Origin of the sequence: Williamsia soli, from assembly GCF_017377795.1 — a bacterium.
GTDB lineage: Bacteria > Actinomycetota > Actinomycetes > Mycobacteriales > Mycobacteriaceae > Williamsia > Williamsia soli.
Window position 1 is genome coordinate 13,657 of the sequence record NZ_JAFRDR010000015.1, and the last position, 24,288, is coordinate 37,944.

24 protein-coding genes are annotated in these 24,288 nt (G+C 65.0%); 13 read left to right on the plus strand and 11 right to left on the minus strand.

Annotation, left to right across the window (positions count from 1 at the left end; genetic code table 11):
• Positions 1 to 12: 12 nt before the first annotated feature.
• Positions 13 to 711 carry an O-methyltransferase gene (locus J3S28_RS26690; RefSeq protein WP_372436082.1) on the minus strand — a complete coding sequence of 233 codons (699 nt, stop codon included), beginning with the start codon at positions 709 to 711 and terminating at the stop codon, positions 13 to 15.
• Between the two features lie 359 nt (positions 712 to 1,070).
• Here J3S28_RS26690 and sigE point away from each other — a divergent pair, with 359 nt between their 5' ends.
• The 4 genes from sigE to tatB all read left to right on the plus strand — a co-directional run bounded on the left by sigE (position 1,071) and on the right by tatB (position 4,580).
• Positions 1,071 to 1,685, plus strand: coding sequence for an RNA polymerase sigma factor SigE (sigE, locus tag J3S28_RS26695; RefSeq protein ID WP_207844223.1), 615 nt, complete (start codon positions 1,071 to 1,073; stop codon positions 1,683 to 1,685).
• 156 nt (positions 1,686 to 1,841) lie between these two features.
• Positions 1,842 to 2,360 carry a hypothetical protein gene (locus J3S28_RS26700; protein ID WP_237342172.1) on the plus strand — a complete coding sequence of 173 codons (519 nt, stop codon included), beginning with the start codon at positions 1,842 to 1,844 and terminating at the stop codon, positions 2,358 to 2,360.
• 138 nt (positions 2,361 to 2,498) lie between these two features.
• Positions 2,499 to 4,022 carry a trypsin-like peptidase domain-containing protein gene (locus J3S28_RS26705; protein WP_207844107.1) on the plus strand — a complete coding sequence of 508 codons (1,524 nt, stop codon included), beginning with the start codon at positions 2,499 to 2,501 and terminating at the stop codon, positions 4,020 to 4,022.
• Between the two features lie 45 nt (positions 4,023 to 4,067).
• On the plus strand, positions 4,068 to 4,580 hold the full coding sequence (gene tatB / locus J3S28_RS26710) for a Sec-independent protein translocase protein TatB (protein ID WP_207844109.1): 513 nt from the start codon (positions 4,068 to 4,070) through the stop codon (positions 4,578 to 4,580).
• A 113-nt stretch (positions 4,581 to 4,693) separates the two neighbouring features.
• On the opposite strand, the gene J3S28_RS26715 is transcribed toward tatB, so the two are convergent.
• From J3S28_RS26715 to J3S28_RS26730, 4 genes are all read right to left on the minus strand, one after another.
• Positions 4,694 to 5,851, minus strand: a complete 1,158-nt coding sequence (locus tag J3S28_RS26715) for an Mrp/NBP35 family ATP-binding protein (RefSeq protein ID WP_207844111.1) — start codon at positions 5,849 to 5,851, stop codon at positions 4,694 to 4,696.
• Positions 5,852 to 5,913: 62 nt separating this feature from the next.
• Positions 5,914 to 6,861 (minus strand): lytic transglycosylase domain-containing protein, encoded by a 948-nt coding sequence (locus J3S28_RS26720; RefSeq protein WP_207844227.1) that lies wholly within the window; start codon positions 6,859 to 6,861, stop codon positions 5,914 to 5,916.
• Positions 6,862 to 7,078: 217 nt separating this feature from the next.
• The gene (locus J3S28_RS28520; protein WP_237342173.1) at positions 7,079 to 7,723 is read right to left on the minus strand and encodes a DUF1003 domain-containing protein; all 645 of its coding nucleotides are present in this window, start codon (positions 7,721 to 7,723) and stop codon (positions 7,079 to 7,081) included.
• A complete protein-coding gene (locus J3S28_RS26730; RefSeq protein ID WP_207844113.1) occupies positions 7,723 to 9,015 on the minus strand; it encodes a magnesium transporter MgtE N-terminal domain-containing protein in 1,293 nt (430 codons plus the stop codon). Before J3S28_RS26730 ends, J3S28_RS28520 begins: the two co-directional genes overlap by 1 nt.
• A gap of 408 nt (positions 9,016 to 9,423) precedes the next feature.
• Between J3S28_RS26730 and J3S28_RS26735 the strand changes: the two genes are divergently transcribed.
• From J3S28_RS26735 to J3S28_RS26755, 5 genes are all read left to right on the plus strand, one after another.
• A complete protein-coding gene (locus J3S28_RS26735) occupies positions 9,424 to 9,909 on the plus strand; it encodes a YflT domain-containing protein (protein ID WP_084835144.1) in 486 nt (161 codons plus the stop codon).
• Between the two features lie 232 nt (positions 9,910 to 10,141).
• Positions 10,142 to 11,626, plus strand: coding sequence for an extracellular solute-binding protein (locus J3S28_RS26740; RefSeq protein ID WP_307797448.1), 1,485 nt, complete (start codon positions 10,142 to 10,144; stop codon positions 11,624 to 11,626).
• Positions 11,623 to 12,555 (plus strand): carbohydrate ABC transporter permease, encoded by a 933-nt coding sequence (locus tag J3S28_RS26745; protein ID WP_237342174.1) that lies wholly within the window; start codon positions 11,623 to 11,625, stop codon positions 12,553 to 12,555. The genes J3S28_RS26740 and J3S28_RS26745 overlap by 4 nt, the downstream gene beginning before the upstream one ends.
• 8 nt (positions 12,556 to 12,563) lie before the next feature.
• On the plus strand, positions 12,564 to 13,394 hold the full coding sequence (locus J3S28_RS26750; protein WP_084835141.1) for a carbohydrate ABC transporter permease: 831 nt from the start codon (positions 12,564 to 12,566) through the stop codon (positions 13,392 to 13,394).
• Between the two features lie 3 nt (positions 13,395 to 13,397).
• Positions 13,398 to 14,570 carry an ABC transporter ATP-binding protein gene (locus tag J3S28_RS26755; protein WP_207844117.1) on the plus strand — a complete coding sequence of 391 codons (1,173 nt, stop codon included), beginning with the start codon at positions 13,398 to 13,400 and terminating at the stop codon, positions 14,568 to 14,570.
• Between the two features lie 105 nt (positions 14,571 to 14,675).
• Here J3S28_RS26755 and J3S28_RS26760 read toward each other — a convergent pair whose 3' ends face one another.
• Both J3S28_RS26760 and J3S28_RS26765 read right to left on the minus strand, forming a co-directional pair.
• Positions 14,676 to 15,539 carry a chromosome partitioning protein ParB gene (locus J3S28_RS26760; RefSeq protein WP_207844119.1) on the minus strand — a complete coding sequence of 288 codons (864 nt, stop codon included), beginning with the start codon at positions 15,537 to 15,539 and terminating at the stop codon, positions 14,676 to 14,678.
• Positions 15,529 to 16,263, minus strand: a complete 735-nt coding sequence (locus tag J3S28_RS26765; RefSeq protein WP_207844121.1) for a metallophosphoesterase family protein — start codon at positions 16,261 to 16,263, stop codon at positions 15,529 to 15,531. Before J3S28_RS26765 ends, J3S28_RS26760 begins: the two co-directional genes overlap by 11 nt.
• Positions 16,264 to 16,336: 73 nt before the next feature.
• On the opposite strand from J3S28_RS26765, the gene J3S28_RS26770 reads away from it, so the two are divergent.
• Positions 16,337 to 16,948 (plus strand): suppressor of fused domain protein, encoded by a 612-nt coding sequence (locus J3S28_RS26770; RefSeq protein ID WP_207844123.1) that lies wholly within the window; start codon positions 16,337 to 16,339, stop codon positions 16,946 to 16,948.
• Here the strand turns inward: J3S28_RS26770 and J3S28_RS26775 are convergent.
• The gene (locus J3S28_RS26775; protein ID WP_207844124.1) at positions 16,945 to 18,015 is read right to left on the minus strand and encodes a magnesium and cobalt transport protein CorA; all 1,071 of its coding nucleotides are present in this window, start codon (positions 18,013 to 18,015) and stop codon (positions 16,945 to 16,947) included. The genes J3S28_RS26770 and J3S28_RS26775 overlap by 4 nt on opposite strands.
• Before the next feature lie 114 nt (positions 18,016 to 18,129).
• Between J3S28_RS26775 and J3S28_RS26780 the strand changes: the two genes are divergently transcribed.
• The 3 genes from J3S28_RS26780 to J3S28_RS26790 all read left to right on the plus strand — a co-directional run bounded on the left by J3S28_RS26780 (position 18,130) and on the right by J3S28_RS26790 (position 20,914).
• Positions 18,130 to 18,750 carry a MarC family protein gene (locus tag J3S28_RS26780; protein ID WP_207844126.1) on the plus strand — a complete coding sequence of 207 codons (621 nt, stop codon included), beginning with the start codon at positions 18,130 to 18,132 and terminating at the stop codon, positions 18,748 to 18,750.
• 98 nt (positions 18,751 to 18,848) lie between these two features.
• On the plus strand, positions 18,849 to 20,042 hold the full coding sequence (locus J3S28_RS26785; RefSeq protein ID WP_207844128.1) for an NAD(P)-dependent malic enzyme: 1,194 nt from the start codon (positions 18,849 to 18,851) through the stop codon (positions 20,040 to 20,042).
• Positions 20,039 to 20,914 carry a glycine betaine ABC transporter substrate-binding protein gene (locus J3S28_RS26790; protein WP_207844130.1) on the plus strand — a complete coding sequence of 292 codons (876 nt, stop codon included), beginning with the start codon at positions 20,039 to 20,041 and terminating at the stop codon, positions 20,912 to 20,914. Before J3S28_RS26785 ends, J3S28_RS26790 begins: the two co-directional genes overlap by 4 nt.
• Here the strand turns inward: J3S28_RS26790 and J3S28_RS26795 are convergent.
• From J3S28_RS26795 to J3S28_RS26805, 3 genes are read right to left on the minus strand one after another with little or no spacing between them, the layout of a single operon-like run.
• Positions 20,894 to 21,829: an alpha/beta hydrolase gene (locus tag J3S28_RS26795; RefSeq protein ID WP_207844132.1), complete on the minus strand. Its 936-nt coding sequence runs from the start codon at positions 21,827 to 21,829 to the stop codon at positions 20,894 to 20,896. The two genes, J3S28_RS26790 and J3S28_RS26795, sit on opposite strands and share 21 nt — an antisense overlap.
• Positions 21,826 to 22,686 carry an SDR family NAD(P)-dependent oxidoreductase gene (locus tag J3S28_RS26800; RefSeq protein WP_207844134.1) on the minus strand — a complete coding sequence of 287 codons (861 nt, stop codon included), beginning with the start codon at positions 22,684 to 22,686 and terminating at the stop codon, positions 21,826 to 21,828. The genes J3S28_RS26795 and J3S28_RS26800 overlap by 4 nt, the downstream gene beginning before the upstream one ends.
• A complete protein-coding gene (locus J3S28_RS26805) occupies positions 22,683 to 24,200 on the minus strand; it encodes a flavin-containing monooxygenase (protein WP_207844135.1) in 1,518 nt (505 codons plus the stop codon). The genes J3S28_RS26800 and J3S28_RS26805 overlap by 4 nt, the downstream gene beginning before the upstream one ends.
• Positions 24,201 to 24,288: the final 88 nt, after the last annotated feature.

A 24,288-nucleotide genomic window follows, 5' to 3' on the forward strand; every position in this document is an offset into this window, starting at 1 on the left:
GTCAGCGCCCGATTATGCCGTCTCGGGCTCGAGCTGTGCCTTTGCTGCTGCGAGGAGTCCTCGACCGAGTGGGATGACCACGGGCAGGAGAGAGTCGTCGTCGGCGATGAGCAGGGCCGCCTCGCGTGCGGCGAGCGCGGCGGGGTCGGTGCTGGCGGGGTCGGCGACGGTCCCGTCGGCGGAGGCGTTGTGCACCACCAGTACTCCGCCGTCGCGCAGCAGGCGCAGACCCTCCGCGACGAATCTGGGCTGATCGGTCACGGCGCCGTCGATGAACACCAGGTCATATCCGGCGTCCGAGAGTCGGGGGAGGACCTCGGCGGCTCGGCCGTTGATCAGCCTGGTGCGCGACGGGCCGATCCCGGCGGTGCTGAATGCGAGTTTCGCTGCTCGATGATGTTCGGCCTCGGAGTCGATCGTGGTGAGAACCCCCTCGGCACGCATACCGTTGAGCAGCCACAGTCCGCTGATGCCTGCACCCGTCCCGACCTCGACCACCGCCTTGGCGTTCACCAGCCGGGCCAGGAGTGACAACGTCGCCCCGACGGCCGGCGTGATCGCCGGTGCGCCGAGTTCGTCCGATCGCTCCCGGGCCAGTCGCAGTGCCTCGTCCTCGACGATCGCAGCTTCGGCGTAGCGGCTGAGCACCGTCGGATCGATGGTGGCCGATCCCGTCGCTTCGGAGTTGGCGGGGACGCTGTGATCTGACACGGGTACGAGGTTAGCGCCGTCGCCGCCCATGATGGCCTAGGCGCGCTGAGCTGCCCGGCGCGCGGATCGGCGTCGAATGGCCCGCTGAACTGCGTGGAAATGGTTGTGACTCTCAGGTAACCCTCAGCCCTCTCATAGTGCGTGCACACCCCGGTCAGACAAGGTCATAGGGGAACAAAGCAGGCAGGCTTCGATGTTGGACGGACTGGGTATCAGTACCTGGATCCCATCTTGAGGGTGCGCAATACGACCGGCGCTAGCAGTTGGTCCTGGGGAGAAATGTGGAGTTGATCGTGATCGATGCCAACACCGAAACCGACAGGGCAGCTATTGCGGTGGGCGAAGGCCGCTCCGATGGTGTGACGGATGCGCTCGAGACGACCGGTGACCCTGTTCCCGAAGGTGGTACCGCAAGGTTCGATGCGACCGGCGATTCCACTCTCATGCCGGCTTGGGACGATCTGGTTCGCGAGCACGCAGATCGGGTGTACCGGCTGGCCTACCGCCTGTCGGGTAACCAGCATGATGCCGAAGACTTGACGCAGGAGACCTTCATCAGGGTGTTCCGTTCGCTGTCGAGCTACAAGGCGGGGACGTTCGAAGGCTGGCTGCATCGCATCACCACGAACCTGTTCCTGGATATGGTGCGGCGCCGCAACAAGATCCGGATGGAGGCACTGCCGGAGGATTACGAGCGGGTTCCCGGCAACGAGCCCGACCCCGAGCAGATCTTCCATGACGCCAACCTCGACCCGGACCTGCAGAGCGCACTGGACTCCCTTGCTCCCGAGTTCCGTGCGGCGGTCGTCCTCTGCGACATCGAGGGTCTGTCCTACGAAGAGATCGCCACCACCCTCGGGGTGAAACTGGGCACCGTGCGCAGCCGCATCCACCGCGGCCGGCAGGCCATCCGGGATCATCTCGCGTCGAGTGGTCACCACTCGGGCCGCTCCGTGCTCGCGCAGGACTTCTAGCACCACGACCGCAACGCCTCGTGGTCCGCGGAACTCGCCGGACGGCGGAGGCGTTGACTCAGTGGATGACGACGACAACCGGCGATCCGCGCCGCGATTACGTACAGTCGGACTCTGACGTCGCGGGTGCGACACCGATGCGAAGGGGTGAAGACGATGGACGAGCGCACTCCTGACGATTCGCGCCCCGACGATTCGCGCACCGAGGACTCCGAGCACGACGATTCGAAGGGCCTGCGGAACCGCCGGCGGGTCCTCGGCTGGCTACCTGCATCGTCGATGTTGACCCAGAACAAGAGCTATCGTGCACCCGGCAGCGCCGGGGGCCGCAAGTTCCTCTCGACCGAGCACCTCGCGACCGAAGCCGTCGCTGCATACGTCGACGGCGAACTCCGGATGAATGCCTACATGCGGGCGTCCCAGCACCTGCAGGCATGTTCGCAGTGCCGGGCCGAGGTCGAAGCACAGAGCGCCGCCCGCGCCGCGCTTCGTCGGTCGGGTGAGGTCACCATGCCCGCAGGTCTGCTCGGCGAACTGAACCAGATCCCGACCCGCGAGATCGACATTCGAATGGCCGACGGCGGTACCCGTGACGATCGACGTGCCGGTGAGGAATCGCCGCTGGACGCTCCAGGTTTCCCTGTCCACCGCGGCCAGCGGCGGCGTAATCGCTAGGACCGGCGCCAGGTAGCCTCGGTGAGGATCACCCGGTACACCCGGTGAGGTTCACCCGGTACACCCGGTGACGTCCAGGCGACCAGCTGCAAGCGAGGGGTTCGAGTTCTTGATGAGACCGGCGATTCGGGCGGGCCAGTGACAGACGCTGACGACAACGGCTCGCAGCCATCTCCGCGGCGGCCGGACGCTGATCCCGCACGAGGCTCGGTCGACCAGGCGCCGCGATTGGGCCCGCGACCCAATTCGCACCCCGCCGTACCGGAGCAGACCACCGCAGTGTTCGGTAGGCCCGACGGTGTCGACGGAGCATTCGCCCCGCCCGAGGCCGCTCGCACGCGTCCCGCGCAACCGGTGATCGCCGACCCCGACCCCGTACTGCAAGAGGCGTTCTCCCGTCCCGAGGGTGCCGACACCCTCCAGCGTGATCCCGACTCCCGATTCGGTGAGAAGGAAACGACACCGGAGCCTGCCGACCCGTGGCGGGATCCCGACGCAGCCGCTGCGCTGAGCGCGCCGGCAGTCGACACTCCGGTAGCACCTCCTCCGTCTACCCCTGGGCCCAAACTCGGCGTCAGCGAGGTTCTCTTCGACCGCAAGGTCAGCTGGAGGGCGCTCGCGGTACTCACCGCCATCGCTGTGGTCATCGGTCTCGTCGGCGGTCTGATCGGACGGCTGACGGCCGAGGTCACTTCTCCCCTGCACTCCGACACGGTCTCGCTCTCGGGTAGTGACGACGACAACGAAGACGAGCCCCGCAGCCAGGTGGCCCGGGTGGCGCAGGCGGTCGAGAAGTCTGTCGTGATGATCGATGTCCGTCTCGCGGACGGCGGCGGCACCGGTTCAGGTGTGGTGATCGACAAAGAGGGATACATCGTCACCAACAATCACGTCATCTCCATGGCAGCCAACGATCGCAGCGCCAAGCTGGAGGTCGTCTTCTCCGATCGCACCCGGGTCCCGGCGCGGATCGTGGGGCGCGACATCCGCACCGACCTCGCGGTCCTCAAGGTCGACGGCATCGACAACCTCACCGTCGCGAAGCTCGGCGACTCCAGCAAGATCCAGATCGGCGAGGAGGTCGTCGCGTTCGGCGCCCCCCTCGGGCTGGACCAGACCGTCACCAGCGGGATTGTCAGTGCCGAGGGACGTGCGGTCCCGCTGCGACCCGACGAGACATCCGACACCGACGCGGTGATCGACGCCATCCAGACCGATGCGGCGATCAATCCCGGCAACTCGGGTGGTCCGCTGGTGGACGATCAGGGGCGGGTCATCGGGATCAACACTGCCGGACTGGCCCCGGGCGGCGGCTCCATCGGCCTCGGTTTCGCCATCCCCGTCAACGAATTCCTCCCGATCGCTCAAGCGCTGATCAAGGACGGCCGGGTAGTGCACGCGCAGATCGGCGTCAATGCGAGTTCGGTGCGAAACGACCGCGTGCTCGGCGCGCAGGTGCGCAACGTGGTCGAGGGATCGCCGGCCGCACGAGCCGGTATCCGCGAAGGTGACGTGATCACCAAGTTCGGCGATCGGGTCATCGAGGACGCCGACGAGCTCACCGTGGCCGTTCGTACCTCGGAGATCGGCGCGGACGTGCCGTTCGAGTACTGGCGCGACGGACGCACCTTCGACGGAACCATCACCCCCGCCGCCGACTGACCCCGTTCGATTCGACAGTTCGCCGTCGCACAGTAACCTGGAGCGGTGTTCAGCAGCATCGGTTGGGGTGAGATAGCGGTCTTGATGATCGCCGGCCTGGTCATCCTCGGTCCCGAGCGTCTCCCCAACGCGATCTCATGGACCATGAAGTCGATCCGGCAGGTTCGCGATTACGCGACCGGTGCCACCAGCGCTCTCAAGGACGATCTCGGGGCGGACTTCGAAGACCTCCGCAAACCGCTCGCCGAACTCAACGAGCTGCGCGGTATGAGCCCGCGTTCGGTGATCACCAAACATCTGCTCGACGGTGACGATTCGATCTTCACGGGCAAGTTCGATTCAGGTGAGTCGAAAATCAAGCCCGTGTCCCAACCCCTGCCGACCACCGATGAGAACTCCACGGTGGTGTCACTCGGCAAGGGCGCAGGGTCCGGCAAGGGTGCAGGGCCCGGCAACGACACCGGGGCGGGTACGACCCCCGAGGAGAGCAAGGCAAGCGGGGCAACCGAACCCGCGACGTCCGCGACGAGCTCGGTCGATCGCTGGGACGCCACCTGATCTCAGCGGCGTTGTCCTATCACGCCCACCGCAGTGCGCCAGGCACACGTTCACACATGGGCGCGGCGAAGTGCAACGTGCGCGAGAGGGTCTACAACTCGATGTTGCTGCGATCAGCTTTTCGGGCTCGCGCTCCGGGTGGTGTCGATACCCAGATTCATGCCCGCCAGGCCGCGTTTGCGAACGGCGAGGCGTTCGGCGACCTGCCGCAGGGCGCCGCCGGCGGCCGAGTCCGGCGCAGAAAGCACCAGGGGCAAGCCCTCGTCTCCGCCCTCGCGTAGCGCGGGGTCGAGTGGGATCTGCCCGAGCAAGGGGACTTCAGCGCCCACGGCGACGGTCAGGCGCTCCGACACCCGGGCGCCACCACCGGATCCGAACGGTTCGATGCGACTGCCGTCCGGCAGTTCCATCCAGGACATGTTCTCGACCACGCCCATGATCTTCTGCCGGGTCTGCAGCGCGATGGCGCCCGCGCGTTCGGCAACCTCGGCCGCGGCCTGCTGTGGGGTCGTGACCACCAAGATTTCGGCACCGGGGATCAGCTGTGCCACCGAAATCGCCACATCGCCGGTGCCTGGTGGCAGATCGAGCAAGAGGATGTCGAGATCTCCCCAGAAGACGTCGGCCAGGAACTGCTGCAGTGCCCGGTGAAGCATGGGGCCGCGCCAGACGACAGGCGTGTTGCCGCTGGTGAACTGTGCGATCGAGATGAACTTCACGCCGTGGCTCATCGGCGGCAAGATCATCTTCTCCACCTGTGTGGGCTTGGCGTCGTTTCCGAGCATCCGCGGCACCGAATGACCGTAGATGTCGGCGTCGAGCACGCCGACCTTGAGGCCCCGGTCGGCCAGTGCCGCAGCGAGATTCACGGTGACACTGGACTTTCCGACACCGCCCTTGCCCGAGGCCACCGCATAGACGCGCGTGAGGGAGCCGGGCTGGGCGAACGGGATCACTGGTTCCGCGCGGTCTCCGCGCAGGCTCTTGCGTAGTTCGGTTCGTTGCTCGTCGTTCATCACGTCGAGCTCCACCGAAACTCGCCCGACCCCGGCGACATCGGCCGCGGCCGTGGTGACGCGCTGGGTGATCTCGGTCCGTAGCGGACACCCCGACGTCGTCAGGTAGATCTCGATGGCGACGCTGGCGTCGTCGGCGACAGCGATCGACTTGACCATCCCGAGGTCAGTGATCGGTTTCCCGATCTCGGGGTCATCCACCTTGGCCAGTGCCGCGCGAATGGCGGATTCCGTTGGCAACGTTGCTTGTGTCATCAGGCGCGAGTTTACGCCCGCGGTCTCATCCACCCTGCTTCGGTACGCGCAACCCTGGCGGTTCAGCGAGCCGGCGCGGGTGCGGGAGGAGGCGGCGGCAGCAGCGACTGGACCTCGGGCGGCAAGCAGATGATCACGCAGGGCTCTGTGGTCGTGGTGGTGGACGGTGACGCGGACGGAGAACTCGGGTTCGCCGACGACGGCGAGGTGGAACTGCTGCTGGACGAACTCGATGACGTCGGGGCGGGTAGCGGGCCGGTGTCGGTCGGCGCCGCACCGGTCGCGTACCCCGCCGCCCACGACAGCACGTTCGAGACGTACTCCATCGAGTTGTTGTAGCGCAGCACCGCGCTGACCTTCGTCTTTTCCGCCATGATGTCGGTGACGCCGGAGCACAGGTATCGGCCGGCCGAGTAGGTGGCGTCGAAGATGTTGTTGGGATCGGACTTCCCGTCGCCGTTGGCGTCGCTGCCCCACGAGGCCCAGGTGGAGGGGATGAACTGCATAGGTCCCATCGCGCGATCGTGGCCCGGGTCTCCGTCGATCCGGCCGCCGTCGGTGTCGGTGATCACCGCATTGCCGGACAGGTGGCCGTTGAGCAACGGACCGGCGATCGGGGTCAGGGTGGTGCCGGAACTGTCGACGTTGCCGCCGCCGGCGTGCCCGGATTCGATCCGGCCGATCCCGGCGAGCAAGAACCAGGGCAGCTTGCACTGAGGTGACTCCGCAGCGACGCGCTGCTCAGCCATCTTGTACGCCTGCAACACGATTCCCGGAATTCCCAGCGGGCCCGTCGGCAGGGCATCTGCCCGGATCCGCGGTACCGACAGCGGATCGATGACCTGCGGCAGGTCGTCGGCGGGCGCGGGCGCGGGCGGGAGGAAGTCGAGTTGTGGACGGGCCGCGACCGGGAGGATCTCGAAGGCAGGTGTCGTAGGCCCCTCGATGCCGGTTGCGGCGGCGAGCGTGGGTGCGGGCCCACTGTAGGCGCTCGAACTCACGGCGGCCATCAGGCCGATACCGATGACCGCACACCCGGTCAGCAATTGCACTCGACCCCACCGCACGTCCCGCAACTCCTGTGTTGATCTCCCCGGCCGCCATGCCGCCACGACGAATGTGACCCACGATACATATTTGCGGAATGCGTGCGCGGGCAAACCGATGTTTATCGCTTGGGCCCGCGCGGACGGCCACCCGTCGTCGCGTGCGGAGGAGTGCGATCGATCAGTCGTCGAGCAGACCGTTGGACCGTTTGCGGTCGTCGAGGTCGTGCTCGTCGCGCCTGAGTTGTTCGTCCCGCCTGACGTGCTCGTCTCGTTTGGCCTGCTCGTCTCGTTTGGCCTGGTCGCCCAGTAGTCGATCGGAGAGTTCTGTCAGCAGGTCGTCGAGCTCGCGCCTGAGATAGTCGCGGGTCACGGTGTCACCGACGGCCAGTCGAACGGCTGCGAGTTCACGGGCCAGGAACTCGGTATCGGCCTTCGTCTGCTCGGCGCGCATGCGGTCCTCTTCGAGCGAGACCTTGTCGCGGTTCTCCTGCCGATTCTGGGCCAGCAGGATCAGGGGCGCGGCGTAGGCGGCCTGCGTAGAGAAGGCCAGGTTCAGCAGGATGAAGGGGTAGGGATCCCATCGCAGACTGATCACCACGAGGTTGAGGAAGATCCAGATGATGACGATGATCGTCTGGATGGCCAGATATCGGCCGGTGCCGAGGAACCGGGCGACGCGCTCGCTGTAGACCCCGACGACGTCGGAGTCGAGGTTCAGTTTCCAGCGGCGGTTCTGTCCGGGTGTGTCGAGTCGCCGGACGGAACGGGCATTCTGCCGCTCAGTCCTCGGGGTGGACCGGTTGTCACGATCGCTGGGGCTCATCAGCGCAACCCCTCGGCGAGATCGTCGTCGCCTTCGGTCTCGCGCCAATCCTCTGGCAGTAGATGATCGAGGAGGTCGTCGACCGTCACCGCTCCGATCAGGTGTCCGTCATCGTCGATGACGGGTCCGCAGACGAGGTTGTAGGTGGCGAAGTAACGGGTGACCTTCTCGAGGGAGTCGTTCGGGCCGAGATTGGGAAGCCGATCGTCGATGATCCCACCGACGAGGTTGGCCGGTGGTTCCCGCAGGAGGGCCTGGATGTGGACGCAGCCGAGGTACTTGCCCGTCGGGGTGGCGGTCGGCGGCCGCACGACAAACGTCAAGGATGCGGACGCCGGCGTCAGGTCGGGGTTCCTGGCTCGCGCGAGGGCCTCCGCGATCGTGGTCGACGGCGTGACGACCAGCGGTTCGGTGGTCATCAGACCGCCGGCGGTGTCCGGGGAGTGCAGCATCAGTCGGCGGACCGGCTCGGACTCTTGTGGATCCATCAACTGCAGCAATGCCTCTGCCTCGGCGCCGGGCAGCTCACCGAGGAGGTCGGCGGCATCGTCAGGGTCCATCGCTTCGAGGACGTCGGCGGCCCGCTCCACGGCCATGTGGCCGAGGAGGTCGGTCTGATCGTCGGTCGGGAGTTCCTGTACGACGTCGGCGAGTCGCTCGTCGTCGAGTGCCGATGCGATCTCCTGTCGCCGTTTCGACGGCAGTTCACGCAGCGCGTGTGCCACGTCGGCAGCCCGCATGTCGTCGAACTGGGACAGGATCTGGGCCACCCCCTGACCGGGCAGGGCCAGGGCGCTCTGCGTCAACCCGAGGACGTGATTCCACTCGACCACGTGGGTTTCCCCGCGTCGGCCGAGGCGGGTGCGGGCGCCGCGGACGGCGACGCGCGAGATCACCCAGTCGCGGGTACGTCTGCGTTCGATGGCGACGTCGACCACGGCCAGGTCCTCGTCGGCGAGGTGTTCGAGGTCCGGGTCGTCGACGCGCACGCGCGATTCCACTATCTGTCCGAGGACAAGTGCCTCTCCCGGACGCAGGATCAGCCGTCGCAGACTCACGGTTCCGGTGCTCAAGGTGACCGAGTTCGGCTCGATGGCGGTCACCCGCAACATCGGGACGAAGATCCGTCGACGGGTCGTCAGCTCGACAGCCAGCCCGAGGACTCTCGGTTGTCCTGTACCGAACCGGATGGAGACCACGACGTCTCGCACCCGCCCGATGGATTCGCCGTCGGGTCCGATGACGGCCAGACCGGCAAGCCTGGCCACGAATGCCTTGCTCACCGCTGCCATGGTGGTAAGGGTAGTGGGGCGCGTCCGAGTGTGTCCGAGCGCGTCTTGCGCGGGGGCGGTGCTCACCGGTCATCACCCGGCACCGGTATGGGCGGTGGGTGAGTTCCGGGTTCCGGCGGGGGAGGTCGCACCGGATGGGTTCTGTTCGAAACGCACTGACAAAGACCGTGTTTGACAGGTAGGGGCATGTAATGCGGTGCGTGGTGGCCCCTCTCACCTCGATGCAAACATGACCGCAACAGTCCTGCCGCGGTCACGTGATCATGGGCAGGCGCCGGCGATGCGCCGGGCGATGATGGCAGGCCCGGCGCCGATTCTGAGATGATTGCCATCAGAGGGGCCGAATGCGTCGCAGATTGCAGATGGCGGATTCAGGCCGACCCGGCATCACCACGAGGAGCGAAGACCATGAGCAACCCGATACGCCCGACGCCACGCCCCGGACTGCCGACCCCACCCAAGGGGTGGCCGATCGGCTCGTACACGACCTACGCCGAAGCGCAACGCGCCGTGGATTTTCTGTCCGATGAGAACTTCCCTGTCCAGGACGTGACCATCGTGGGTGTCGACCTGATGCAGGTCGAGCGCGTCCTGGGCCGTCTGACCTGGGGGAAGGTGATCGGCGGTGGCATCGTGTCCGGTGCCTGGCTCGGCCTTTTCTTCGGTCTGCTCGTCGGAATCGTCGTCGACACGAATCCGTTGGTGCCGTTGCTTTTTGGTCTGGTCGGGGGCATCGTGTTCGGGGTCGTGTCGACCTCCATTCCGTACGCCGCGACGCGCGGCCAGCGCGATTTCTCTTCGACCATGCAGCTGGTCGCCGGTCGCTACGACGTCCTCTGTGACCCCAAGAGCGCTGAACGCGCCCGGGACATGCTCAGCCGGCTCACTCCCTGAGAGCGCCGGTGGGGGCGGGCGTCGCTCGGTCCCTCGCCCGCAAAGATGCAGCGTAGCGGGCCCGGTCAGGTGAGACCGGTCCGTGACCGGGGGGAACGATTTGGTGTCAGGTTGGCACGATCATGCCGATTGTGTTGCGCGTCACTCTCAGACGCCTATAAGTTAACTTGCAGGCATGGAAGGGTGCGTCCGTAGCGATCGGCGCACCTTTCGGACTCATCGAGGAGGCTGCGTGCGGTGCAAAGGCGATTCGGCCGAGAATGACGGTCGATCAGCAGGACCCAAGAAGTACGGCGGTTTGAAAAAGCTCGGATTGTCTTGTGCGGCAGTAGCTGTGACGCTTCCGGTGCTCAGTGCGTGCAGCTCCGGTTACACGACTGGGACGATCAACGTCTATGCGCCCGCGGATGGCGCGTCGTTCATAGAGGAAGCCGGGAACGCGTGCACTGCGGAGTCCAACGGCGAGTACAAGATCAAGACGTTCGCGTTGCCCAAGGCGGCGGACGATCAGCGCCTGCAGTTGGCACGTCGATTGGCGGGCAACGACAAGGGCCTGGACCTGATGGGTATGGACGTCGTGTGGACAGCAGAGTTCGCCGATGCGGGCTGGATCGAACCGGTTCCCGACGAGATGGCAGCGGAGATCAAGGCGACGACCCTCGGCGGTCCCTACGAGACCGCTCTCTGGAAGACCAACGATGACAACGAAAAACGTCTCTACGCGATTCCGACCTGGACCAACACCCAGCTGCTCTGGTACCGCAAGGATGTCATCGAGCAGTACCTGAACCGGCCGACCCCGCCGGCGACGTGGGACCAGATGCTGGCGGAGAACGAGGAGATCCGCAAGGCCGGTGGGCCCAGCTACATCATGGTGCAAGGCAAGCAGTACGAGGGCCTGATGGTGTGGTTCAACTCGGTCCTCGCCAGTGCCGGTGGTCAGGTGCTCGACCCGGACGACCCGAACAAGCAGACACTCAATGACACCCCCGAGCATCGCGCCGCCACCCTCAAGGCACTGCAGACGCTCAAGGCAGTCGCGACCGCTCCAGGTGCCGATCCCTCGATCACCAACAGCGATGAGTCCTCGGCGCGGCTCGGAATGGAAAGTGGGCAGGCTACGTTCGAGGTCAACTGGCCGTTCGTGTTCCCGTCCATGCGATCGAATGCCGCAGCCGGCGACGTTGCGTTCCTGGCTGACGTCAAGGCCGAGTTCGGTCCACTGTTCGCCGATCCCGACAACCCTCCTGCCGATGCCGAGTTGGCTCCGGTCAACGCCGCGGTACAGACCGCGTTCGACTTCTCCCGGTATCCGGGTGTGCTCCCGGACGAACAGTCGAAGGTCACCCTCGGCGGTGTGAACATCGCGGTTGCGGACACCTCGCAACAAAAGGATCTCGCCTTCAAGGCCGCTGCGTGCTTGACCAACGAGAAGTCACAGAAGCTCTACTCGATCAGTGGTGGTACACCGCCGACGATCGCGTCGATCTACGACGACCCAGAATTTCAGGACGCATACCCGATGGGCGACGCGATCAAGGCCCAACTCGAGACCGGATCGGCCGCATTGCGACCGGCTTCTCCTGACTACCAGGCAATTTCGACTCTGATCACCGCGAAGCTCAGTCCGGTCGGATCCTGGGATCCGGAGCAGATGGTCGACATTCTCGCCGAGCAGGTCACCAAGGCCATCGAAGGGGAGGGACTGATCCCATGACCGCAACGCTGGACAAGGAAGCCGCGCCGAGCAAGAAGAAGACGCAGCTCAGCGAGGGCAAGCGGGCAGAGCGCCGCTTGGGATTGTGGCTGATCACCCCGGCGGTGATCATGATGATCCTCGTCACCGGGTATCCGATCGTCTACGCATTCTGGTTGAGCTTGCAGAAGGCAAGCCTGTCGGCTCCCGGTGAGAACGAGTTCATCTGGTTCAGCAACTATGGGACCGTCCTCACCGACAGCTACTGGTGGACTGCCCTGAGCGTGACGCTGTTCATCACGGTGGTGTCGGTGATCATCGAGTTGGTGCTGGGCATGGCCATCGCCCTGGTGATGCACCGAACCCTGTTCGCCAAGGGCGCGATCCGCACGGTGGTCTTGATCCCGTATGGCATCGTCACCGTGGTCGCCGCGTTCTCGTGGTACTACGCCTGGACCCCCGGCACCGGTTATCTCGCGAACCTGCTCCCGGACGGTAGCGCGCCGCTCACCGAGCAGTGGCCGTCGCTGGCGATCATCATCCTGGCGGAGGTCTGGAAGACGACGCCGTTCATGGCGTTGCTGCTCCTCGCCGGCCTGGCGCTGGTGCCGGATGACCTGCTCAAGGCCGCGCAGATGGACGGTGCGGGTGCCTGGACGCGGCTGTGGCGGATCATCCTGCCACTCATGAAACCCGCGATCCTCGTGGCGCTGCTGTTCCGTACCCTCGATGCCTTCCGGGTGTTCGACAACATCTACATCCTGACCCGCGGCAGCAACAATACGTACTCGGTCTCGATGCTGGGCTACGACAACCTGTTCAAGGCCTTCAACCTGGGCGTCGGTTCCGCCATCAGCGTGCTCATCTTCGTATGTGTCGCGATCATCGCGTTCATCTTCATCAAGTTGTTCGGGGCCTCGGCACCCGGCTCTGACAACGAGGGGCGGTAACCGGACCGATGAATACCTTGATGGGAAAACGCATCAGCTGGTCGGTCGTCAACCTGCTGGTCCTGCTCTACGCATTGATCCCGGTGGTGTGGATCGTCAGCTTGTCCTTCAAGCCGCCCGGCAGCGTGAAGGACGGTAGTTTCATCCCGAAGGAGTGGACGCTGGACAACTACTCCAGCATCTTCGAGACCAGTGCTTTCACCTCCGCTCTGCGTAACTCGATCGGTATCGGATTGATAACCACCGTGATCGCGGTCGCACTCGGCACGATGGCGGCCTATGCCATTGCCCGCCTTGATTTCCCGGGCAAGAAAGCCTTGGTGGGCGCCGCACTGCTGATTGCGATGTTCCCGCAGATCTCCTTGGTGACACCGCTGTTCAACATCGAACGACGGTTGGGCCTGTTCGACACCTGGGCCGGTTTGATCCTGCCGTACATCACGTTCGCCCTGCCGCTCGCGATCTACACGTTGTCGGCGTTCTTCCGGGAGATCCCCTGGGAGCTGGAGAAAGCCGCGAAGATGGACGGGGCCACGCCGGCACAGGCCTTCCGCAAGGTCATCGCACCTCTCGCGGCCCCGGGCATCGTCACCGCGGCGATTCTCGTCTTCATCTTCGCGTGGAACGATCTGCTGCTGGCGATCTCGCTGACCTCCACCGAGAGGTCGATCACCGCGCCGGTGGCAATCGCGAACTTCACCGGCAGTAGCCAATTCGAGGAACCAACGGGTTCGATCGCGGCGGCCGCCGTGGTCATCACGATCCCGATCATCATCTTTGTCCTGCTGTTCCAACGTCGAATCGTTGCCGGTCTGACCTCCGGCGCTGTGAAGGGATAACCAATGGCCGAGATCGTTCTGGACCAGGTGAGCAAGAAGTACCCTGACGGTTCGCTGGCCGTCAGCGAGGTGGACATCACCATCGCCGACGGCGAGTTCATCATCCTGGTCGGCCCCTCCGGATGCGGAAAGTCCACAACCCTCAACATGATCGCGGGCCTGGAGGACATCTCATCCGGCGAACTGCGTATCGCAGGGGAGCGGGTCAACGAGAAGGCGCCGAAGGACCGCGACATCGCGATGGTGTTCCAGTCGTATGCGCTTTATCCCCATATGACGGTGCGCGACAACATCGCGTTCCCGTTGACCCTTGCGAAGATGTCGAAACAGGAGATCGCGTCCAAGGTCGACGAGGCCGCCAGGATCCTCGATCTCGGTCAGTACCTCGATCGCAAGCCGGCAAACCTGTCCGGTGGCCAACGACAGCGTGTCGCCATGGGTCGTGCCATCGTCCGTTCGCCCAAGGCGTTCCTCATGGACGAGCCCCTGTCGAACCTCGACGCGAAGCTGCGCGTGCAGACCCGCACCGAGATCGCCCAACTGCAACAGCGCCTCGGGACCACCACCGTCTACGTCACCCACGATCAGACCGAGGCCATGACGCTCGGCGACCGGGTCGTGGTGCTGCGGTCGGGGCTCGTGCAGCAGATCGGTTCACCGGCGGAGCTGTACAACAAGCCGTCGAACCTGTTCGTCGCCGGTTTCATCGGATCGCCCGCCATGAACTTCCTGCCGGGACGGTTGACCCAGAATGGGATAGAGACCGCGCTCGGTGAGATCACGCCGGCGGACATGGGCCGGGTGATCGAGAACGCCAAATCGGTGCGAAGCAACGGCGAAGTGCTGATCGGCATCCGCCCCGAACATTTCGAAGATGCGAGTCTCGTCGAGACATTGACGAAGTCGCGGGGCTCGACCTTCACGGCGAAGGTCAGCGTGCTCGAGTCGATGGGGTCGGACAACTACGCGTACTTCTCGGTCGAAGGCGGTGATGCGTCCGCACAGGCGCTCGCCGACATCGCTGCGGACGCCGGTCAGCCGATGGGCAGCGGGCAGCTGATCGCCCGGTTGTCCCCGGAATCGACCGTGTCCAAGGGCCAGAACGCCGAACTGTACTACGACACTTCGAAGGTGTCGGTCTTCGATCAGCAGAGTGGGGCCAACCTGAGCCTCTGAACCTTCCCGTGATGTGCCCTTCTGGAGATGCCCACCCGGGTGGGACGACGCCGAAGGCGGAGCTCGACCAGTGTTTCAGCCGTCGCCAGAAGGGCACATCATGGGTCAGGGGAGCTTGCCGCGACGCCGTGACCGGATGCGGAGTTCGTCGATGATGTCCTCGTCCCAGATGTGCCTGCGCACCATCCGGTAGCGCTCGCACGCCAGCCAGATGTACAGCTCTGCGTCGCTGGTGATCTCCGGCAGGATGTCCGCTCGCCGTGCCATGCGCACCACGGGCAGGAACTCTTCCCCGAACCAGCGGCGCGCCACCTCCGCCCGGCTCATGAACGTGCCGGTCTCCTGACCGAGCCGGAAACCCCAGGCTTCGACGTTCTCGGCGAGTTCGGCGTAGTCGAAAGGATCGTCGAACCAGATCGCCTCGCGCTGTTTGCCTTCCAGTGGGACCCGAGAGGCGAACAGGCGTCGGTGATCTTTCATGATCAGGTCGGAACGCGCGTTGATCCCTTCCGGCGAGATGCGAGTGTGGATCTCGGTGACATAGGCGTCGATCTTGCTGAACCGACGGGCGATGGCGATGGACACCCGGTGGTGACCGTCGATCACGAAGTGCATCGACCCGATCCGGTACAGCTGTACAGGCGGTACCGATTCACCGCGCCGTTGCGCGGTGGCCAGACGCTGCCAGCGTTCCCTGATCCGGGCCGATGTCGGCCGGAAGTAGCGGTCGAAGTCGCGGGTGCGGTCGACGCTGCCGACGATGGAGGAGACGTCGACGACCACGAGGCCGAGGAAGGTCTCACCGGTCTTCCCCAGGGCAGCAACCACTTCGTCGAAGGGCAGTATGGTGTTGACGTCGGCGGGCTGCCGTGTCAGCCACGCAGAGAGCCGGGCCAGTTCAGCACGTCGACGCTGCCTGCTGAAGTCGTTCTCGGCGTCCGCGCCGGGGAAACCAGTGTCACGCGCCATGGCGTCTCCGGTGCACCTCGACTGTAGATCCACCCGGCTCGATGTCGAACAGGCAGTAACCGACGGTGTTGATCGAGATGGTGCTGCGTCGCAGGGTCTGCCCCGGGATCTGCTTCTTCAGTAGGATGGTGTGATCCATCGGCGTCTGCCCATGCGGATGAATGTGCCCGTGTATCAACAACTGTGGGCGCAGGCGATAGATCAGCGGCAGGAAGCACTTGAAGCCGCGGTGGGGCCCGTCTTCGGCGTCACCGATGCCGCGAGCGGGACTGTGGGTGAGCAGGATGTCCACCGCTCCCTGTCCTGGCATCACCCGGTGGCGGAAGCGACGAAGCGCAAGTCGATTCGCCCTCTGCCGCTGAGCCGCCTCGCGATACTGATTCGGCCCGTCGTTGTATCTGATACACCCGCCGAGCCCGGCGACCCGCACACCCGCCACGGTGACGATGCGGCCGTCAGCGTTGACGGCACCCTCTGGGCCCGGGTACCTCACCGGAAGTCCCGCTTGGGTCCACCCGCTGCGGGTGCGTTTGTAGCCGGTGAGGTCCTGGTCGTGATTGCCGGGGACGAAGACGCAGGGCACCCCGAACCGCGCCATGAGTTTTTCGAGGTAGTCGAACGGCAGATCGCCTGCGCCGATGATCAGATCAGGGGCGAGCTCGTCGGCCGCCCCGTGATTGAGGCTGTCGACGACTTCGTCCGATACCGAGAGCACACGCACCATCCCATCGACCCTAGCGTGCGAGTGCAGCCCAGGGCCCGTCTCCGCGAGATGGTGGTGTTTTACTGGGGTGGCGATGAGTGAGTCAGGATCGTCGGTGATCGACCAGGTGACGGCGCACCTGAAGCGAGCTTTCGAGGGCATCGAACCCCAGCGGGCGTCGGTGACCTTTCTGGGTCTGGAATCCATTGACGTGCTGCGATTTACCGGCGGCTCCGACCCCGCCGGTCCTGATCAGGAGGTCGAGTACGTCTCGCTCGGGTGTAGTCGGCATCCCATGGGCGAGCCCGATCAGATCGTGGTCGATCCGAACGCCGGACCCCGGGGAGAGATCGTCATCCGGATGTATGCGTCGGCGCCGTTACCCGGACTGCACCGGTCGGTTGCGATGCTTGCGGCGGCGCCCGCCGTCGAGGGGCTGGTGCTGACCGCCGACGCGTTGATCGACCTCGGAGAACCACTGTGGGAGGGATCCAGGTGTAGCGCTGTCGTACTGGAGGCCGACCCGATCCCGCCATGTGCGCTGACCGGTGATCGCGGAGACGTGAACTTCTTCCGGGCCATCCCGGTGACCGCCAACGAGGCTGCGTGGATTCGGCTGAAGGGCGTCGACGCGCTGCGGGCTGCCTGGGTCGAGGCGGGCATCGACGTTCGCGATCCGGCCCGGGCGGGCGCGACCATCGGTTAGAGCCAGTGATTCTTCCGAAAGGTCCGCCACAGTAGGACGCAGACCGTGACGAGGATCAGCAGCACGGCGTAATACCCATATTTCCACTGCAGTTCCGGGATGTTCTCGAAGTTCATCCCGTAGATCCCGGCAACCATGGTGGGAACGGACGCGATCGCCACCCACGCGGAGATCTTGCGCATGTCGGTGTTCTGCTGGATGCCGACCTTGGCCAGCGCGGCATCGATCAGGGAGGTCAGTACCTCGTCGTAGGCGGCGATGCGTTCGTTGACGCTGCTGTGGTGGTCCTGCACGTCGCGAAAATACCGACGGACCTCTTTCGGGACCAGTTTGTTGTCCGAGGACGTCATCCGGCGCAGCGCCAGATCCAGCGGATCGACAGCCCGGCGCAGTTCCATGACCTCTCGTTTGAGCAGGTACACCGGCTCGATCTCGATGCGGCGCCCGGGGGAGAAGATGTTCTCCTCGACGGCGTCGACGTCGTGCTCGATGCTGGCGGTGACCTCGACGTAGGTGTCGACCACATGGTCGGCGACCGCGTGCATCACCGAGCTCGGTCCGAGTGCGAGTTGCTCGGGGCGAGACTCGAGATTGCTTCGGACACCGGCCAGGCCGGTGTGATCGCCGTGGCGGACCGTGATCACGAAGTCCGGCCCGCACACCACCATGATCTCGCCGGTCTCGACAACCTCGTTGGCCACCTGAAGTGTCTCGTGCTCAAGGTATTTCACGGTCTTGAGAACCAGGAACAAAATGTCGTCATACTGTTCGAGCTTCGGGCGTTGATGGGTTTCCACCGCGTCCTCGACGACGAGTTCGTGGAGCCCGAATGCTTCTGCGACGCCCTGCATCTGACGATTGTCGGGCGAATGCAGTCCTACCCACACATAACCCTCGCCGGTCGACCGGACCTCATCGAGGGCGTGTGTGAAAGTACGCAAACCGGGCAAGCGCCTGCCCTCGACGTAGACGGCGCAGTCGACAACCGCGCGCGACGCCGGAACCGGAACCCTGGCATGGGGTTTGGGACTGGCAGAGCTGCTCCGGAGGTGCGGCCGAGAGGGCATGACAGCCTCCTTCTGCTTCGAGCGGGCGGGGGGTCGACCGGTCACCGAGGATGCTACGCCGCGATCGCGGGTCAACCCGCCCTTGGCGGCCGCCGCGATGAAAGACTGAACCCCATGGGGTTCGACACCACGCTCTATCTCACGATGCTGATCACGCTCGCGGTGATCATGGACCCGCCCGGTCAGGTGCCACTGTTCCTGTCCCTGGTCGGCCATCGGCCACCCGCTGTGCGCAACCGGGCCGCCTGGCAGGCGCCTGCGGTGAGCTTTCTGGTCATCACGGTCTTCGCACTCGCAGGTAACGCCATCCTCAATTACCTGCACATCGGGATCCCTGCCTTGCAGGGTGCCGGAGGCCTGCTGCTCCTGCTGGTCGCATTGCAGTTGCTCACCGGGCTCGGAAATGCGGGCAATCCACAGTCGGTCTCCGACGACGTCAACGTCGCGCTCGTGCCGCTCGGGACGCCGCTCCTGGCGGGTCCGGGTGCGATCGCTGCGGTCATCGTCAACGTGGGACAGGCGGACGGGGCCGCCAGTGCGTACCTGGCGATCGGTGCCGCGATCGTCACCATCCACATCATCTTGGTGCTCGTCTTGCGCTTCTCGACCGTCCTGATCAAGATCCTCGGGATCGGCGGGATCACCCTGATGGCCAAGATCGCCGGCCTGCTGCTCGCAGCGATCGCCGTGCAGCTGATCGCGGACTCGATCAAGGGGTTCATCGCCGCAGGTTGAGCATCGATCAGGTGGCCGGCGATCACCCGGGTCGCGGTTTCCTCACGATCGTCAGGTAATGCCCTGAGAGCTTTTCGAGTTGAAGTAGCGTAATCGCCGTGACTGACGTGAGCGGCGTTCAAACGCCCGTACCCGAAGCAGATGCCAAGGCGATCACCCGTGAGGAGATCTTCGCCGGACATGAGGGTGGAAAGCTGTCGGTGGGCATCACCGCCCCTCTCGACACCAAACGCGCGCTCTCGATCGCGTACACCCCGGGAGTCGCGGAGGTCTCGCGCGCGATCGCCGAACAGCCCGAGCTGGCGCGCCGTTACACCTGGACGAGTCGCCTCGTCGTGGTCGTCAGCGATGGCAGCGCGGTGCTCGGACTCGGCGACATCGGACCGAGTGCCTCGCTTCCGGTGATGGAGGGCAAGTCGGCGCTGTTCAAGAATTTCGCCGGTCTCGATTCGATCCCACTCGTGCTGAGCACCAACGATCCCGATGAGATCGTCGAAACCCTGGTCCGGCTGCGCCATTCCTTCGGGGCGGTGAACCTCGAGGACATCTCGGCGCCGCGGTGTTTCGAGATCGAGAAGCGGGTCATAGAAGCGCTCGACTGCCCGGTGATGCACGACGATCAGCACGGCACCGCGATCGTGCTGCTGGCAGCGCTCAAAGCAGCCACCAAGCTGCAGAAGCGCGAGCGCGGCGCGCTCAAGGTCGTGATCTCCGGTTGCGGCGCCGCGGGCGTGGCCTGCACGAACATCCTGCTGGCCGACGGCATCTCCGACGTGACCGTCATCGACAGCAAAGGCATCGTCCACGCCGGACGCGAAAACCTCAACACCGTGAAGGAGGACGTCGCAGGCCGTACCAATCCCGACGGCCGCACGGGATCGCTGGCAGACGCGCTCGTCGGAGCCGACGTGTTCGTCGGCGTCAGCGCGGGCAAGGTCCCGGAAGAGGCGTTGGCGACGATGAACTCGGACGCCATCATCTTCGCGCTTTCCAATCCGGATCCCGAGGTTCACCCGGATGTCGCCGCCAAGTACGCGGCGATCGTCGCGACCGGTCGCAGCGACTTCCCGAACCAGATCAACAACGTACTGGCATTTCCCGGCGTGTTCCGGGGTGCGCTGGATGCCGGCGCCCGCCGGATCACCGAGGCGATGAAACTCGCGGCCGCAGACGCGATCGTCGAGGTTCTCGGAGATGATCTCGCCGCGGACATGATCGTGCCCAGCCCGCTCGACCCCCGGGTCGCGCCGGCAGTCGCCGCCGCGGTCGCACGGGTGGCCGGCCAGGGGTGATCGCGCCGTCACATGGCCGGCGCGGCATCCTGCCCGCGCTGGCGCTGGTAGCTGCCTTGTTGGTGGCGGGGTGCGCCGAGTCGGGGCCGGCCCCGCAGGCGTTGGTGACCGGTTCGACTGCTGACACCCCCAGCCGGGTCGCCGCCGCCATCTATGCCGGCGCGCTGCGAGGCGCAGGGGCGCAGGTGTCAGCTGAACATCCGGTGGGAACTGATGCGGAGCTGTTGGGCAAACTAGACGACCGCTCGCTCGATCTGATCCCCGCGTGGTCTGGCGAACTGCTCGGTCAACTCGATCCGGGTACCGCCGCGCTGTCGGCGGACGACGTCTACGCCCAACTCAACAAGGCTTTGCCCCAGGGTGTTTCGGCCGGTGATGTCACCAGTGTGGCGAACAAGCCGCTGGTGTTCGTCGCCGAGTCGCTCGCGACCTCTGCCGGGGTCGACGAACTCGCCGAGTGTGCACGCCTGCCCGTAGGCATACCGCTGGTGACAATCGACGAACCGACCCCGGATATCGTGGCTGCGTTAAGTGCGGCGGGTTGCGGATTCGCGCCGCCGCGACAATTGGACGCGCAGACGGCGGTTGCCGAGGTCGCGGCGGGTAGGGCTGTCGGCCTCTTCCCACCCCTTTCGGTGGCCGCAGATGATTCGGGTCTGCAAGGGCTTGCCGACACGGGCGACGTGCTGCGCGCTGAAGACCTGGTGCCCGTCTTCCGGACCGCATCCCTGAGCCGGGGGTTGTTCCAGACGATGAACAAGGTGGCCGGAGAACTGACCACCGCCGACCTCACCACGATGTCTCGTGAGGTCGACGGCGGCGCAGAGATATCGACGGTCGCGCAGCGCTGGTTAGGTGAACACAGCCTCTGACGTACGGAGATGAGCACTCAAGAAGTCACCCAGTTCCTCGACGGCCGCATTCGCCGCCGGCATGAGTGGCGCGGCCACGTGTCCGACGTGCCACAGTCGGCCGAGGTCGCTGAGTGTCGACTCGACACCGGCGGCCCGCAGTTTGCCCGCGAACTCGGTGACCTGGTCGAAAAGGATCTCAGGCCGGCCGATCTGGACCAGGGTCGGTGGGAGTCCTGCGAGATCTCCCCGGCCCGGTGCGTACCGCGGATCGTCGGGATCGCCATCCCCCAGGTACATGTCCGCGGCCTGGCTGGACCACGCGCCGTTGACCACGATGTCGGTGGCCCCGTTGCCGGTGTCGTCGTCGGATTGCCTGACGGCGGGGTCGACCCAGGGGGAGATCAGTCCCAGAGCAGCCGGTGTGATCTCGTGCTCGTCGATCAGCACCCTGGCGGTGGCGACCGAGAGCCCACCACCGGCAGAGTCACCCGCGATGGCGATCGACTCCGGGGCATATCCCCGACTCATCAGATCGCGGAAGGCCGCGACGGCATCGTTCACCGCGGCCGGACATGGGTGCTCCGGTGCCAGTCGGTAATCGAGAACGTAGACCTCGGCTTCGGCGGCCCGTGCCAGGGTGGTGGTCAGCCCGCGATGTGACCTCGCCGAACCGACGGTGTACGCGCCACCGTGCAGATACAGGATCGCGCGGCCGTGGTGGGTGGGGCCCACCGTGATCCTCTCGGTCGGCCTCCCCGCGAGGGTGATCTGACGGATCACCTGATCGGGCAGCGCGGGAATCGCGAAGGCGCTCGCGTCGAGCAGCTTTCGCTGGATCGAGGGGGACAACCGCGCGTTGAGCGACAGCCGGAACAACGGTTTGAAGAGCACCTCACTGACCGGGATGGACAGTGCCAGGCGGGGTGTTCTCACAGGAGCTCCGACGGATGCTGGATGACGGTCTCCGGTTTCGGCGCGAGGCGCCCGGCGAACTTGGCGATGACGACCTCGTACATCGATCCGCCTGCGCGGACCAGCAGATCGATGACCTTCGCGTCCGCGCCGACGAGGACTCGGGGGCGATTCTTCTCGATGGCCGAGATGATGATCTCCGCGGCGCGTGCCGACGTCGTCCGGGCCAGCTTCTTGTCGAAGAGTTCCGCCGTGGCTCTCTGATCGTGGCCGTCGGAGACGGTTGCGTTGCGGCCGATCGCGGTCTTGATGCCACCGGGATGCACACACGTCACCTGGACAGGATGACCGGCGATCTTCATCTCCTGGTACAGCGACTCGGTGAAGCCGCGCACCGCGAACTTGGCTGCGTTGTAGGCACTTTGGCCGGGCATGGCCAGGATTCCGAACAACGACGAGGTGTTCACGACATGGCCGTCGCCCGAGGCGATGAGGTAGGGCAGGAATGCTTTGGTGCCGTTGACGACGCCCCAGTAGTCGATGTCCATCACGCGTTCGTATTGCTTGAACTCGGTGATCTCGACCTCGCCGTGGTGGGCGATTCCGGCGTTGTTGATCACCAGGTTGACCTTGCCGAAGTGTTCGGCGACGGTGTCTGCGTACTCGAGAACCGCCTCGCGTTCGGCGACGTTGAGCAGCTGTGCGTGAACCTGCGCACCCTGCGCTGTGAGAAGGCGCTCGGTTTCTTCCAGACCTGCGGGGTTCACGTCGCTGATTGCGACGAGAGCGCCCTTACCTGCGAGCTGGAGCGCCAGATCGCGGCCCATACCCGATCCGGCTCCGGTCACCACTGCTACCTTGCCTTTGAAATCCTTCATGAGGTCACCGTTTCTTTCGCTGCAGGGATCGTGCCGGCCGTGGGGTTCAGTGAGCGAGCACTGGCTGTGTCGTAGGCGGCAAGGTCGAACTTACGGGTGATGCGCCGGTAATTGAATGTGAATCCGGGCCACAAGGTGGTGATGTTGCCGAATGCGTCCTTGTACCAGCTGGCGCAGCCGCCGGTCTCCCACACGCTGGACTTCAGGTTGTCCTGGATACCCACGTTGTAGTCGCGCTGGACGTCGGCGCGGACCTCGACCCGTGCGATGTCGTACTGCCGCTGCAATGTGAAGTAGTCGACGAGATAGTTCAGCTGCGACTCGATCATGTAGACCATCGAGGTGTGGCCGAGACCGGTCGACGGTCCGACCATCAGGAACATGTTGGGGAACCCGTTGACGGTGGTTCCTTTGTAGGCCTGCATGCCGGTGCTCGCCCAGACCTCGGCGAGGCTGCGACCGTCCTTGCCGATGATGTGTTCGAACACGGGGGAGTCGGTGACGTGGAACCCGGTGGCCACCACGATCGCGTCGACCTCGCGGGCGACGCCGTCGGCGGTGACGATCCCGGTCGCGGTGACCTCTCTGATGGGGTCGGTGACCAGTTCGACGTTGTCCTGGTTCAGCGCGGGGTAGTACGTGTTGGACAAGAGGATCCGCTTGCAGCCGACCTTCCAGTTCGGGGTGACGGCGGCGCGGAGCTTCTTGTCGGAAATCCCGCGGGCGATGTTCCGTCTGCCGGCGATCTTGCCTGCCGCGAGCATGTTCGGGGCATGGGTGAGGCCGAAGGAGACGAGTTCGTGTGCCGCGTAGATGGTTGCGCGGGTTGCTCGCTGGTATCCGGGGATGTTCTTGAACGCCCAGTTCTCACCGGACGAGTACGGCCGGTCGGCACGCGGCAGGATCCACGGCGCGGTCCGCTGGTACACGTCGAGCTGTCCCACCGTCTTCGCGAGCTCGGGGATGATCTGGACGGCCGACGCGCCGGTGCCGATCACGGCGACCCGCTTGCCTTTCAGGTCGTAGTCGGAGTTCCAGCGGGCAGAGTGGAAGATCTCGCCGGTGAAGCCCTCGATGCCTTTGACGTCGGGCAGCTTCGGTTCACAGAGTGGACCGACGCCGGCGACCATGAAGTCCGCGCGGAACTGACCGTTCGAGGTGTCGATGATCCACTGCCCGGAGTCCTCGTCCCAGGCGGTGTTGGTGACCTCGGTGTTCCACTTCGTCTTCGACCCCAGGTTGTACTTGTCGGCGACGTGGTTGATGTAACGGTGGATCTCCGGCTGCTGAGAGAAGGAGCGGCTCCATGACGGGTTGAGGGCGAACGAGTACGAGTACAGGTGCGAAGGGACATCGCAGGCTGCGCCGGGGTAGGTGTTGTCGCGCCAGGTTCCGCCGAAGTCGCTTCCGCGATCGAGGATCACGAAGTCGTCGAAGCCGTTTTGCTGCAGCTTGATGGCTGCGCCCAGTCCGGAGAAGCCTGCGCCGATGATGGCGATCTTTACAACGTTCATGGGTAAGAACATACCGCCTATTGACGAACTGTCAATAGTGAGACACACGGATCCGGATCGCTTATTGACAACGAGTCAGTATGATCAG